Source organism: Candidatus Electronema sp. JM (assembly GCF_048287415.1).
Classification (GTDB): domain Bacteria; phylum Desulfobacterota; class Desulfobulbia; order Desulfobulbales; family Desulfobulbaceae; genus Electronema.
In genome coordinates, this window is sequence record NZ_JBLWEN010000034.1 from 16,703 (window position 1) to 29,320 (window position 12,618).

Sequence of the window (12,618 nt, forward strand, 5' to 3'; positions counted from 1 at the left end):
AGCGGATCATGGAAACTGAACGGCCTGCCAGCCCGGCACGGCGGCGGCTTTTAACCGAAACCCTTCCAGCAGCGGCTGGCGCGTTTGTGCTGGCCGCCCTGCTCGGCGGACATCAGCAGTCGGCCAAGGCCTTGCCGCCTCATGCCTTCCGTCCGCCCGGCGCATTGCCGGAAGAGGACTTCCTCTCCGCCTGCCTGCGCTGCGGCCAGTGCGTGCGGGCCTGCGCGGAGAAGCTCCGCCATGACAAAGGCGGAGATGCGACAGAGCAGCCAGCAGCCTTCCCGACAGACGCAGGCGCATTTGTCTCGCAGTTAGCTGAGTTGGGCGCAAACGCACCGTTAGAAACAGCGGTGCCGGTGCTGCGCTTGGCGGAGCTGGGCAGTGAAATCCCGGCGGGAACACCGTATTTCATCCCCCGGATCAGTCCTTGCCGCCTCTGCGAGGACATGCCCTGCGTCAAAGCCTGCCCTTCTGGCGCGCTCAACAAGAAACTCCCCTCAATTGACAAGGCCAGAATGGGGCTGGCCGTGCTGGTGGATCACGAAAACTGCCTCAATCATCAGGGCTTGCGCTGCGATGTCTGCTACCGCAATTGCCCGCTGCTTGACAAGGCCCTGACCCTGGAAATGCAGGTCAATCAGCGCACCGGCGTTCATGCCCGCCTGATTCCGACCGTGCATTCCAAGCATTGCACCGGCTGCGGCAAATGCGAGCGGTCCTGCGTGCTGGAAAATCCGGCGATCAAGGTGCTGCCGCTGGCGCAGGCCAAAGGCGAGCTGGGCAGGCATTACCGGCTGGGCTGGGAAGAAAAGGAAAAGGCCGGTCATTCGCTGATTCCGCCTGTGCTGGAGTTGCCAGCGCGCAAACCGGAGGAACTGCCATGAAACAACGCATCGCAGGCCGTGAGGCCGTCGCAACAAAAGGCTGGCTGCGGGCGCACAAGTGGCTGCTGCTCCGCCGCATCTCGCAGCTCGGCATTCTCGGCCTTTTTCTGCTGGGGCCGCTGGCTGGCATCTGGCTGATCAAAGGGACACTCTCAGCCAGCACAGTGCTTGGTTTCCTGCCGCTGACTGATCCGCTGATCTTTGTTCAATCCTTGGCGGCCAGACATCTGCCGGAAACCACCGCTGTTTTTGGCTTCATCGCTGTGCTGGCAATCTACAGCCTGCTCGGCGGGCGGACGTACTGCGCCTGGGTCTGCCCGGTCAACCTTGTCACCGACGCAGCCGCTTGGACGAACCGGCGGCTGGAATTGAAGAAAAACCTCAGCCTGAGCAAAGCAACCCGCTGGTGGCTGCTCGGCTTCATCATCATCTTGTCCGCGCTGACCGGCAGCATAGTCTGGGAAGCGGTCAATCCTGTGACCGCCCTCCAGCGCGGCCTGCTTTTCGGCATGGGTCTGGGCTGGCTGCTGCTCGCCGCGATCTTCATCTTTGACGCATTTGTTCTCCGGCATGGCTGGTGCGGGCATCTCTGCCCGGTCGGCGCATCCTACAGCCTGCTGGGCAGCATCGCGCTGCTGCGGGTCAAAGCCGCTGGCCGGGATCGCTGCACCGACTGCATGGACTGCTTCACCGTCTGCCCAGAGCCGCAGGTCATCCGCCCCGCGCTCAAGGGCGATGCAAGCCCGGTCATTCTTGCCCACAACTGTCTCAACTGCGGACGCTGCATGGATGTCTGCCCGCAGGATGTGTTTTGCTTCTCCAAAAGAACTTGATGGAGTCTATCATGAAAAAGACCGTTCTCCTCTTCTCTCTGCTGACCGTCGCTCTGACTTGCTCGTTCGCTCTTGGCGGCAAAAAGGACAATTCCCCGGCGCAGAACGAGGTGCCGATGCAGGTCGATGTTCAGACTGAGATTCTTCAGCAGGCTGATGTTGCGCACGTTGCGGATGTCGCTGCCCCGCTGCAAGGCTTGCGCAAAAACGAAATCACCGGCCCGGAAGACGCGCCGGTTGACCCGAACTGGAAATTCAGCAACAACGTGATTCCCCGCACCTTCATCCACCAGCCGCCAGTCATTCCGCATGATATTACTGGCTTCACTCTGAATTCCACATGGAATGACTGTCTTCTGTGTCACGGTGTTGATGGTTCAGGCGCACCGCGTCCTTTCAAAACCCACTATCTGGACAGAGAAGGCAAGGAAACGGAAAGCATCGCAAAACGCTGGCATTTCTGCACGCAGTGCCATGTTGGACAAGTTGATGCGCCGCCGTTGGTGGAAAATGTCTTTGGCAGCGGCAAGGGGAAATATTCTTTAGGAACCAAGAAGTAAGATCGTTGCGGCGAGGTTCCTTGGCAAGAAAAAAAGGCTGACAACGCTGGCGATGACTGAACAGGCTGCGCAGAAGGGAAAACCTTTCTGGCAGTCTGTGGCTTTGTAACCAGCCAGCAAAAAAATGATATTTTTTATAAAGATTGAATTGGCCTGCAAAGGCCGCATTCATGGCCTGTTTTCAAAAAAAGCACCGGGGGAGCTGGCAAAAAAATTACACAGCGGGCTGGAGAGAAGCAGACGGCCTTAGAGGAAGAATTTACATTTAATTATTTTATTTTGTTTGAATAAAAATTTGTTCTTTTAAGAAGCGCAGAACTGGCATGCAGTTTGCTTATACCAAAGTGTTCTTCATCTCTTCTTTTTTAACCGACTTTTCTTTCGCAGGAAAAGTCGGTTTTTTTATTGAGACCAACCTGTCGCTTGCGCTGCTCGCAAAAAGAGATTACGATCAGACGCACCTCGGCGCAGTTTTGAAACGGCAAGCCGAGGCAGCTTTTCTTATCCATTTATTACGATTGAGGAATTTTATGTCTGAGTTCAGCAATGTGACGGTTCTGCGGAAGGCGAACATCTACTTTGACGGCAAGGTGACCAGCCGCACAGTATGCTTTGCCGACGGCTCAAAAAAGACCCTGGGCATCATGCTGCCTGGCGAATACGAGTTCAACACCGATGCTAAAGAGCTGATGGAAATTCATTCCGGCGAGCTGGATGTGCTGCTGCCGCAGAACTCTGGCTGGCAGGCGGTTGCAGGCGGACAGGCGTTCGAGGTCCCTGCGAAATCGAAATTCAAAATGCAGGTCAAAACAGTGACGGATTACTGCTGCTCATTTCTCGCGGAATGAGATGAAAAAAGGCAGCCTCTGCGGCTGCCTTTCGCCTCAAAAATCAGTGAAAGCGGCTGCTCATGCGGCAGTTTTTTTACAAAACGCCGCAAAATCCTCCAGCTTCCGCAACGCCGCGCCGCTGGCGATAATTTTCCGCGCCACTGCAATGCCTTCGTGCAGATCAGCGGCCTTGCCTGCGGCCATGAACGCGGCTCCAGCATTGAGCAGCACCATGTCCGATTTCGCGCCGGATGCGCCGTTCAGCACCGCCCGCACTTGCTCCGCCGACTCCGCCGCTGTCGCCCCACCTTTGATTTCGGTAAAATCCGCCCGCCGCAAGCCCAGTTCCTCCGGCGTGACCGCATAGCTTTCCAACTTGCCGTCATGCGCGTCAGCAAGATGCGAAGTTCCGGTCACGGTCAATTCGTCCATGCTGCCTTCGCCCCAGACCACTAAAGCCCGTTTCATGCCCAGCCGGATCAGTACTTCAGCAATCGGCACAACAAGTTCCTTGGCAAACACACCGGTGAGCTGCACGTTTGGCCGCGCCGGATTGGTCAGCGGGCCGAGGATGTTGAAAACCGTGCGGATGCCCAGCTCGCGGCGCGGGCCGATGGCGTATTTCATCGCGCCGTGCAGCATGGGCGCGAACAGAAAGCCGATGCCGACTCTGCGCACGCAGTCCGCCATCCGCTCCGGCGGCATGGTCAGGTCTGCGCCAAGAGCCTCCAGCACGTCCGCGCTGCCGCAGCGCGAGGACACGGCCCGATTGCCGTGCTTGGCCACGGGCACGCCAGCCCCGGCGACGACAAAGGCCGTGGTGGTGGAGACGTTGAAGGTGCCGGAGCCGTCGCCGCCGGTGCCGACAATGTCCATCAGCAGGCCGTCGATGCCGGTGTCAACCACAGCGGCCTTCTCGCGCATCACCCGCGCCGCGCCGGTGATTTCATCAATGGTTTCGCCCTTCATGCGCAGGGCGGTGATGAAGGAGCCGATTTGCGCGTCCGTGGCCTGGCCGCTCATGATTTCCTGCATGACGGCGGTCATCTGCGCTTCGTCCAAATGCTGGCCGGTGACGATCTTGGCGATTGCTTCTTTGATCATGAGGATTCTTCTCTTAAAAAAGAGAAAATTTCTTCTATTGATATGTAGATAAAATAAAATACAGGTTGCGTATTAAGTAATATTTCATCGTAACGGATTCCTGTTTTATCACATGTCTTTCCGCAATTGGTTTTATCAAGAGTGATGCAATATTTAACAGAAAAATCTATTTTCCCTTCTTTTGTTTTCTTGATATCATCAAAAATTTTTTCATAAAAATAATCAACACCATGTTTGTTGAAATCTTTATCTGATATTTCGCTGTTTGAGTCTATCTCTTTGCAATTATTTATACTGATACTCCTTGCAACAAAGAATCGCTCTACTATTGGCTTGATAAATTTTTCTTTAATTCTTTCGCTATCTTTGAGTTGCAAACATGCAGCATAGCAGCTTATTGCTTCTGTGTTTTCTTTAATCATTTCTCAGATAGGCATCTTGCATGGTGTAAAAATTTGCCTTGAAGATTTCAATCTTTGACTTAATCAAACGATAATAAACATTACAATCATTCATCTCGTCACCTAAATCATCTCCTTTGTTGTAACACGGTATGATAAATTGGCTCAGTATGGGCACGCCTGAACATGTATGGCTATTTTTTAAATAAAATTCATAGCATAACTGTTTTGTAATATCTGTATCTATTTTTGCATTTGCACTTAATAGTAAATTATAGTCAATATATTTGTAATCTAATATTTTTATAGGACTTATTTTTTTAAAACTTTCTTCCTCTTTGTTTTTCCTAAGAAAGAACTCTGATTTTGGATATTTTTTGAATAATGTACTCTTATTTTGTTTTATGCCAAAGTTTGGCCGAAATCCTTTCTGTTTTATTTTGAAATAATCACATATAAAATTATATATTTCAATTCCTTCCTTTGAAGGATCCATTAAGTGGATAGCAAAATCAAGAGTATTTCCGTTATTGCTAATAATATCAAGCCTCGTAAATGGAAAAAAAGCATCAATCTTGATGCGATGGACTAAATCCGGTCGTAACCATCTTCTTTCTTGCCTAAATCCTATAAAAAACGTATTTTCAAAATCTTCTTTTTTAAAAATACGGCCACCTTCGTAAGTATAATTTCCAACTCTTTTTCCGTTTATTTTAATATTTGTATCAGCATAAACTACATCGTAATCATCAGGATGAGAAAAAATATATGTATTACACATATCCTCCCATATTTGGTAAAAATTACAAATCCCCCAGAATGAACCGTCATCATGAATTGTATTCATATCTAACTCGCCATACAGAAACGATTCAACAGCTTCGTAAAGTTGCCAATAATCGTTATCTTTATACGCAGTTGCTCTGTCTATACTTTGTAACAAATCTTTCAGAACAATAATTGTTTCTTCAAATGTGTCCTCGTTAAAAAGTGATTGATCATAACTAAGGTATTGTTCTTTAAATTTTGAGGATAACTCACGCACCCTGCTGTCTGTTCCCTGCTCAAGCTCATTATTCAGCTCGTCTAAAATGAAACAAAACATATCAATCAAAGTTGCCGATTTATACTGAATGACATTTTTCGGCAGATTCATGCTGTCAATATAAATAACATGCTCATCATTAGTTTCTTCTTGGTAAATTGCCTTGTCAAGATATTTATCAATCTGCGCATAATCAATATTTTCATTGATCCCTATCTGGCGTTCGATAACATCTAATGATAGATCATTAGATACATCGAGCAAGTTTTCGATCACAGAGATTTTGCTATAGAGAACAACGGAATTTCCTTCGCTGTCAGAAAAGGTATAGCCACTATTTTTCTTTTCAATGTTATCTTTTCTCTTTTTATCGGTATCAAGATATTTATTGGGATGATCGCGCTCAAATTTTTTGAACGTCCGATACATTCTAAAAAATAACTCTTTTGTCGCATCAAAGTCATTTTCAGGGAAATTCGCAAATCCTCTCGGCAGACGGAATTCCATATTTCCAGAAGTGCTGCGCCTGATGCCGACAAATGGATCGCCTTCATTAACTTCCTTGTTTAATTTTAATTCTTTAAAATTAAACATTGCTCTTGTTATATTCTTTAATCGTTTTTATAAACGATTCGACTTGTTTCGCAAAATCGCCGAATGTCACCAACTTATCCTGATTTTTCGCATCCTCTCCATAAAGAAGATGAACCAGAGGTTTTTTATCTCTGCTGAAAACGCTGTCCCAGATAAAAAACATGAGCTTGTTTTGTATAGTTGCATTCGTTATCTGCTTATCCTTGATAAACCACTCGCCGATTTGCTTGTCTTCTATTCCACGAATATATTTGTGCTTATCTATTATAAACTCATTTAATTTTTTTACAAACTTCTTCCATTCATCCCTGCTGTTAAAGGCAATTCCTTCCTGTTTAACAGTTCCTGAATTAACATCTATAAACTCCCATTCCCATCTTCTCTTGAACGCGCTGTCCATATAATAAATGGAACTGTCAGATGTGTTCATTGTTGCAATGATAGACAAATTACAAGGAATTTTTATTGTTTTATTGGTCAAATCAAATCTAAGGTACTCTATTCTTCTTTGAAGTTCATTGATATTGTTATAAGTTTTACCCATAAATTCATAATTATCCCTACTGTCTTTTTTAAAAGGGGTAACTCTAATAAGATTAAGAATCTTATTAAAAATGATTTCATTTATACTTACACAGTAATCAGACCATCCTTCTGTATCCCTATCCAGCAATTGAAATATAGGGCCAAATATGGCTGATGAATTTCCTCTGTTTATTTCATCGATAACTAAAACCACATTTCTTACTGAACGACCTTCTATAAGTTTGCCATCACCATCATGGACATCAGTTAAATTTTCATATGCTTGTGATAGAGCCTTTAAAAAATGCCCCTCATAAAAATGATACTGAACTTTACCATCCTTAGTAGTGATTGGAACAAGTTTCCCCATAAAATCTCCATAGGTATATTCAGGATGAAAAACAGCTTTTATGATATTTCCTGGATTTTCCTCCTTTTTTATGCCAAGTTCATCAGGAATAATTTCATGGTCTATTTTATAGCTTTTTCCTGTTCCAGGACTGCCGAATACTATTCTTTGGATAGGTGTGATCATCTTTATATTCTCATGTGAAATTTAATTATCTGAGGCGGTTGTCAGTTCTCTCTCGCGTTCAGAGTGTTGCATAAAGCTCCGACAGAAAATTCACCCAGTTCAACAAACCGGGTGTCTTCTTCGTGGGACTATTTTCAGGGAGCGTCCTTGCCGTGTATCACCACTCCACGCCCAGCATGACCGAATTGATCCCGGAGCCAATGCCGAGCAACGCAGCCCGCTGTCCGCTTTTGAGTTTGCCGCGCTCAATGCCCATCGCCATCGTGATTGGCGCGGAAACTGAGCCGATATTGCCCAGCACCGGTAAGGTTTCAAAATTGCGGGCCGGATCCAGCTCCAGCTTGGAAAAGAGCTGCCGGGAATGCGCCTGCCCAACTTGATGACAGAAAAAGCGGCGGATGCTGTCTTTGTCCCAGCCGGTTTCCTGCACAAACGCCTGCCAGCACATCGCTGCGGTTTCAATGCCTTTTTCGAGCAGCAGCTCGGCATCAGTGGACATCAGCGTCTCCTGCTCGCTGTTTTGGCCGCCTTGACAAAGATCATTGTGCTTGGTGTTGGCCCGGCAGGCCCCGCCGACAAGACGGTGGCCAGTGTCCTTGGCTTTGCGGTCGCCCATGACCAAGGCCACAGCCCCGGAACCAATCGTGAGCGAAGCGAAAGCAGGCTTGATCGTCTTGCGGGTCAGGCTCTCGTCAGCTAAAAGCTGCTGCACTGTGGAACGCACCAGCTCCTCAGCGGTTTCGCCTGCGACAATCATGCCGTAACGGACTTGCCCCAGCTCAATCATATTCGCCAGCACCACCATCCCGTTGAGAAAGCCAAGGCAAGCATTGGAAATGTCGAATATTTGACAGGATTCTGCCAGACCAAGGCTGCGGTGAACAAACGACGCGGTGGCTGGCTCCATCATGTCCCGGCTGACTGAGGTCACCGCAAGAAAATCGATGTCCGCCGGGGTCAGACCAGAGGCGGTGAGCGCCTTGCGGCCAGCCAAGGCGGCGGCTTCGCTGGGTTTGGTGCCTGGCTCCCAAAACCGGCGGCTGCGGATGCCGCTCATCAGTTCCAAGCGGCCTTCAGGCAGCTTGAGCCGCTCATAAACTGGAGCAAGCTGCTGCTCCAGATCAGCAGAAGTGACAATGTGAGGTGGCAGCTCGTAACCGAAACTGTGCAGGCAGACACGGGAGTATTTCATTGTTCGCTGTGGGCTGGGGGAAGTTCAGATGATCTTTGTGTATATACCCGATGCTTCCCGGCGGCGCAAGAACAAGGCTCACTTCCCTCCTTGCGGATTCACCCGTTTGAAGAGAATGACTAAGCTGCGTTTGAGCAAATTGACGGCGTGATAGAGATGATCCAGCTCATCGTTCGATTCGGAGGGATTGGTGTAGTGCAGCACGGTCTCCAGCTTGCCGGAAGCGATGGCCTCAGCATTGCGGGTCAGCGCAACCAAGCGGACAACCACCGAGCGGATGAAGAGGATGTTCAGAAGCAAAGAGATGAAAAGCAGGGTCAGAGCATACGGATTTGCCAGCGATTTCAGCACGTCGTTAAGGCCAAGCGCAGGCACGGTGACGCTGACTATGCCGCGCACCTGTCCGACCTTGTAGCCGAAGGCCTTCTCGCTGCCGTATTTCTCCAGCACCGCACGCGGCGCATCTTTTGGGTCGCCGTGGCATTGCAGGCAGCCTTGCTCCAGCAGCAGCGGCTGGGCGTAGCGGTATTTGCCCCCCTCGTACTGCTCAACAAACTCAAGGGTCTTATCTCCCTTGAAACGGGCGATGGCCGCCGCCTCGAATGCGTCCGGGGCGTTATCCTTCTTGCGCCAGTTGTCGCTGGTGACGCGGAAGGAGGCGCGGGCGGATTCGCGCTGGGCGACAGCAGCCAGCTCACGGGTGGCCAAGGCCGGATTTTTGCCGTAAAACACGCCGCCTTTCGCGTCAGTCTGCTCATCAAGAAAATCATGGAAGCCCGGAGCCAGCTTTTGCACCCAGACCATGCCGCTTTGAGCGACCCATGAGCGGAAGGCTGTCACCTGATCAGCCACAGCGCGTGCCTCATTGCGTGAAACCTGCTGCCGCAGATTGTTCAGCGTGGCTGTGAACGCGCCAGCCACCAGCAAAATGGTCAGAAAGAAGACACCGAAAAATTTCAACGGAATGCTGAACCGTCTTCCCATCGCAGCGCACCTCTCCTGAATTGATCATCAAATTGAACGCCCTGCCGCCGCTGCGCAGGTGTTTTTCATTGTACCACTATAGTGCCGCGTTTTCTACCACCAGAGTGGTGAGTTTGCGATCACTCAGGTGACAGGATTGCGACCACTAGGGTGATGGCAATCTCGTCACCCTAGTGGCAGTTCAGCCAGCACCTTGCGCAGCACAATCAGCCCGTCCGGGGTGAACGGCTCCGTGCGGCTCAATTCCAAAGCCGCAGCCGGGGCTGTGAACTGCCCGGACTCAACTTCCTCCGCTTGGAGGACAAACGGCCCTTCGGCAACGCAGCGGAAGATGCAGCCCCAGACCCGGTTGCTTTCATCCTCATAATACTGAGTAAAGAGCGGCTCCAGCCGTGCGCCGCTGATACCCAGCTCCTCGGCCAGCTCGCGCTTTGCCGCCGCTTCATAGCTTTCGCCCGCCAAGACCACGCCGCCAGCGGCCACGTCCCAATAACCGGGATAAATATCCTTGCTCATGGTACGCTTCTGAATAAACAGCTCGCCCGCCGGATTGAAAACAAGGATGTAGCAGGCCCGGTGGATGAGCCGCTGCTCGCGCATCAGCGCACGGCTGACCGCGCCGATTTCGCGGTCGTCCTGGTCAACGATCTGCACGGTCTCCGCGCCCGGACTGCTCATGCCTCCTCCTCCGTCGCCTCGGTGCGATGCCGGAACTGCCAGCAGCGGTGCGGCCTGCCGCCGCTGAAGTCGCGCGGCACGGTGCTCTCAGTCAGCTCGCGCACGTCGAACTCAGTCTCCAGCAGCTCGTCGAGCTTGAACTTCCTTGAGTTGGTGGAGAAGATCAGCGTGCCGCCCGCCGGACTGAGCCGCCGCATGGCCAGCCGCAGCAGCTCCGGGTGATCCTTCTGCACGTCAAAGACCAGCCCTTTGTGCTTGGAATTGGCGAAGGTGGGCGGGTCAACAAAGATCAGGCTGTAGCGTTCCTTGCAGGTGTGCAGCCAGCTCATGCAGTCGGACTCGACAAACTGATGCAGCACGCCGCCGTAGCCGTTGAGCGAGAGATTGGCCTGGGCGCGGGTCAGATATTTCTCTGACAGATCAACCGTGGTGGTCGAGTTCGCGCCGCCCATGGCCGCATAGACCGTGGCCGAGCCGGTGTAGGCGAAAAGGTTGAGGAAGCTCCGGCCTTGCGCCAAATCAGCGAGCATGGCTCTGGTCTTGCGGTGGTCAAGGAAGAGGCCGGTGTCCAGATAATCGGTGAAATTGACGAGGAAGCGGCAGCCGCCCTCGCGCACCTCATGGAGCTTGCCGATCTCGCCTGTCTTTTGATACTGCTCCGCGCCTCGCTGCCGCGCCCGGCTCTTGATGAAGATTTGCGAATGCGGCAAGTTGAGGACGTGGCGGATGACCTGCAAGGCCTGCTGCCAGCGTTCCTCCGCTTTTTCCGTCGGAACGCTGGCGGGCGCGGCGTACTCCTGCACATGCGCCCAGCGTTCGTAGAGGTCAATGGCGATGTTGAATTCCGGGATGTCCGCGTCATAAACGCGGAAGCAGCTGATGCCCCGCTCCTTGGCCCAGGGCAGGAGGCTGAGGCAGTTTTTGCGCAGGCGGTTGCTGAAATCCTGCGCGGGCAGCTCCGGGTTGGTCTCGTTCAGCTCCCAGACGTGCGGCTCCTCCTGCCGCGCTTCTTCCGGCGCGGCGGCAGTGAGCAGGCGGCACTTGAGCGGGCCGTTATGCAGGCGGTGCCGCTCCTCCCACGAAAGACCGAGCATGTCGGCCAGATCGGTGTTGGCGGTGAAGAAACCCAGCCGCCAGCCCGCGAAGCGTTCGCGGAAGAGGCGGCCAAGGCAGCGGTAGAGGTATTTCACCGCCTCGCGCTCGGACAGCCGCTCGCCGTAGGGCGGGTTGGTCAGCAGCAGGCCGCGCTCTGTCGGCGGATGCAGCTCGGCAAGCTGCCGCTGCCTGACCGTGATCCGGTCGGTCAACCCGGCCTTGGCGATGTTCTTGCGAGCGGCGGCCACGGCGCGGGGATCCGCGTCATAGCCGATCAGATGCGGCCAGTCGCTGTCCGCCAGCGCGTCCTCGCGCTCAATCGCCTCAGCGGTGAGCTTCTCCCAGAGCTTGGGCTGGTGGCCGATCCATTTGGTGAAGCCGAAGCGTTCCCGCAGCAGGCCGGGCGCGGAGTCGCCGAGGATCAGAGCCGCCTCGATCAGCAGAGTGCCGGAGCCGCACATCGGATCGAGGATGCAGCTCTCCGGTTCCATGCCGGGCCGCACTCCGGCCAGCCAGGCGATGGCGGCGGCCAAGCTCTCCTTGAGCGGCGCCTCGCCGCCGTCCTCGCGGTAGCCGCGCCGGTGCAGGCTTTCGCCGGACAAGTCCAAAGCCAGTGCCGCTGCTGTGCCTTCCACGTGCAGATTGATGCGGATGTCAGGATTCTGGGCATCCACGTCAGGCCGCTTGCCGGTCTGGCGGCGGAAGGTGTCGGCAACTGCGTCCTTGACCTTCAGGGCGGCGTACTGGCTGTGACTCAGCTTGGCATCAGCCGCCAAGGTGCAGCTCACCGCGAAGGTGTTTTTCGTGCTGAAATGCCTGCCCCAGTCAACCGCCATCGCTCCGGCGTAGAGAGCCTCCGGGCTGGCGGCATTAAAAGCGGCGATTTGCAGCAGGACACGCGAGGTGAAGCGCGACCAGAGGCAGGCCCGGTAGGCGGACTCCAGCGTCCCTGCCTGCCAGCGCACTGCGCCGGGCGAGGTCTCGGCCTTGTCCCCGCCGAAGGAGATGATCTCCTCCTTAACCAGCTCCTCCAGTCCGGCGGCGCAGGTGGCGGTGAAATAAAAGGGTTCCTTGGTCTTTGGGCGGGAGCGGACAGCGGTCATGGCTGAAACTGGATGATGGTCTTAGAAGATACGCAAAAATTCAGAGGCAGGTAAAAAGATATACCAACCCGCTATGTTTTCCAACAAAAAAGCGGGTGGAACGTATAAAGGGAACAGCAGCGGCATTCCGTGAAAAACAAAAAAAAGCCGCACATAGCAGCCCATGCGGGCTGTTATGTGCGGCTTGAACAAGAATCCGGCAGCGGCCTACTCTCCCGCACAGTCGCCCGTGCAGTACCATCGGCGCTGGAGAGC

12 protein-coding genes are annotated in these 12,618 nt (G+C 52.8%); 4 read left to right on the forward strand and 8 right to left on the reverse strand.

What is annotated here, in order from left to right:
• Positions 1-8: 8 nt before the first annotated feature.
• From napG to ACNKH6_RS06970, 4 genes are all read left to right on the forward strand, one after another.
• Positions 9-884, forward strand: a complete 876-nt coding sequence (napG, locus tag ACNKH6_RS06955; protein ID WP_417914827.1) for a ferredoxin-type protein NapG — start codon at positions 9-11, stop codon at positions 882-884.
• Entirely contained in the window at positions 881-1,717 is an 837-nt protein-coding gene (gene napH, locus ACNKH6_RS06960; protein ID WP_417914828.1) for a quinol dehydrogenase ferredoxin subunit NapH, read from the forward strand. Before napG ends, napH begins: the two co-directional genes overlap by 4 nt.
• 11 nt (positions 1,718-1,728) lie before the next feature.
• Complete coding sequence (locus tag ACNKH6_RS06965) at positions 1,729-2,277, forward strand: nitrate reductase cytochrome c-type subunit (protein WP_417914829.1); 549 nt, start codon at positions 1,729-1,731, stop codon at positions 2,275-2,277.
• 530 nt (positions 2,278-2,807) lie between these two features.
• The gene (locus tag ACNKH6_RS06970; protein WP_417914830.1) at positions 2,808-3,125 is read left to right on the forward strand and encodes a pyrimidine/purine nucleoside phosphorylase; all 318 of its coding nucleotides are present in this window, start codon (positions 2,808-2,810) and stop codon (positions 3,123-3,125) included.
• Positions 3,126-3,185: 60 nt separating this feature from the next.
• Here ACNKH6_RS06970 and trpD read toward each other — a convergent pair whose 3' ends face one another.
• From trpD to rlmKL, 8 genes are all read right to left on the reverse strand, one after another.
• Positions 3,186-4,211: an anthranilate phosphoribosyltransferase gene (gene trpD, locus ACNKH6_RS06975; RefSeq protein WP_417914831.1), complete on the reverse strand. Its 1,026-nt coding sequence runs from the start codon at positions 4,209-4,211 to the stop codon at positions 3,186-3,188.
• Entirely contained in the window at positions 4,208-4,633 is a 426-nt protein-coding gene (locus ACNKH6_RS06980; RefSeq protein ID WP_417914832.1) for a hypothetical protein, read from the reverse strand. Before ACNKH6_RS06980 ends, trpD begins: the two co-directional genes overlap by 4 nt.
• Complete coding sequence (locus ACNKH6_RS06985; RefSeq protein WP_417914833.1) at positions 4,626-6,251, reverse strand: hypothetical protein; 1,626 nt, start codon at positions 6,249-6,251, stop codon at positions 4,626-4,628. Before ACNKH6_RS06985 ends, ACNKH6_RS06980 begins: the two co-directional genes overlap by 8 nt.
• Positions 6,244-7,311, reverse strand: a complete 1,068-nt coding sequence (locus ACNKH6_RS06990; RefSeq protein ID WP_417914834.1) for a restriction endonuclease — start codon at positions 7,309-7,311, stop codon at positions 6,244-6,246. Before ACNKH6_RS06990 ends, ACNKH6_RS06985 begins: the two co-directional genes overlap by 8 nt.
• A gap of 157 nt (positions 7,312-7,468) precedes the next feature.
• Complete coding sequence (locus ACNKH6_RS06995; protein WP_417914835.1) at positions 7,469-8,503, reverse strand: 3-oxoacyl-ACP synthase III; 1,035 nt, start codon at positions 8,501-8,503, stop codon at positions 7,469-7,471.
• Between the two features lie 78 nt (positions 8,504-8,581).
• The gene (locus ACNKH6_RS07000) at positions 8,582-9,487 is read right to left on the reverse strand and encodes a c-type heme family protein (RefSeq protein ID WP_417914836.1); all 906 of its coding nucleotides are present in this window, start codon (positions 9,485-9,487) and stop codon (positions 8,582-8,584) included.
• Positions 9,488-9,652: 165 nt separating this feature from the next.
• Positions 9,653-10,165: an NUDIX hydrolase YfcD gene (yfcD, locus tag ACNKH6_RS07005; RefSeq protein ID WP_417914837.1), complete on the reverse strand. Its 513-nt coding sequence runs from the start codon at positions 10,163-10,165 to the stop codon at positions 9,653-9,655.
• Positions 10,162-12,363, reverse strand: a complete 2,202-nt coding sequence (rlmKL, locus tag ACNKH6_RS07010) for a bifunctional 23S rRNA (guanine(2069)-N(7))-methyltransferase RlmK/23S rRNA (guanine(2445)-N(2))-methyltransferase RlmL (protein WP_417914838.1) — start codon at positions 12,361-12,363, stop codon at positions 10,162-10,164. Before rlmKL ends, yfcD begins: the two co-directional genes overlap by 4 nt.
• Positions 12,364-12,618 lie beyond the last annotated feature (255 nt).

Excerpts from the sequence above, each read along its gene's own strand:
- napG (WP_417914827.1), top strand. The coding sequence starts at position 9 with ATGGAAACTGAACGGCCTGCCAGCCCGGCACGGCGGCGGCTTTTAACC.
- napH (WP_417914828.1), top strand. The coding sequence starts at position 881 with ATGAAACAACGCATCGCAGGCCGTGAGGCCGTCGCAACAAAAGGCTGG.
- ACNKH6_RS06965 (WP_417914829.1), top strand. The coding sequence starts at position 1,729 with ATGAAAAAGACCGTTCTCCTCTTCTCTCTGCTGACCGTCGCTCTGACT.
- ACNKH6_RS06970 (WP_417914830.1), top strand. The coding sequence starts at position 2,808 with ATGTCTGAGTTCAGCAATGTGACGGTTCTGCGGAAGGCGAACATCTAC.
- trpD (WP_417914831.1), bottom strand. The coding sequence starts at position 4,211 with ATGATCAAAGAAGCAATCGCCAAGATCGTCACCGGCCAGCATTTGGAC.
- ACNKH6_RS06980 (WP_417914832.1), bottom strand. The coding sequence starts at position 4,633 with ATGATTAAAGAAAACACAGAAGCAATAAGCTGCTATGCTGCATGTTTG.
- ACNKH6_RS06985 (WP_417914833.1), bottom strand. The coding sequence starts at position 6,251 with ATGTTTAATTTTAAAGAATTAAAATTAAACAAGGAAGTTAATGAAGGC.
- ACNKH6_RS06990 (WP_417914834.1), bottom strand. The coding sequence starts at position 7,311 with ATGATCACACCTATCCAAAGAATAGTATTCGGCAGTCCTGGAACAGGA.
- ACNKH6_RS06995 (WP_417914835.1), bottom strand. The coding sequence starts at position 8,503 with ATGAAATACTCCCGTGTCTGCCTGCACAGTTTCGGTTACGAGCTGCCA.
- ACNKH6_RS07000 (WP_417914836.1), bottom strand. The coding sequence starts at position 9,487 with ATGGGAAGACGGTTCAGCATTCCGTTGAAATTTTTCGGTGTCTTCTTT.
- yfcD (WP_417914837.1), bottom strand. The coding sequence starts at position 10,165 with ATGAGCAGTCCGGGCGCGGAGACCGTGCAGATCGTTGACCAGGACGAC.
- rlmKL (WP_417914838.1), bottom strand. The coding sequence starts at position 12,363 with ATGACCGCTGTCCGCTCCCGCCCAAAGACCAAGGAACCCTTTTATTTC.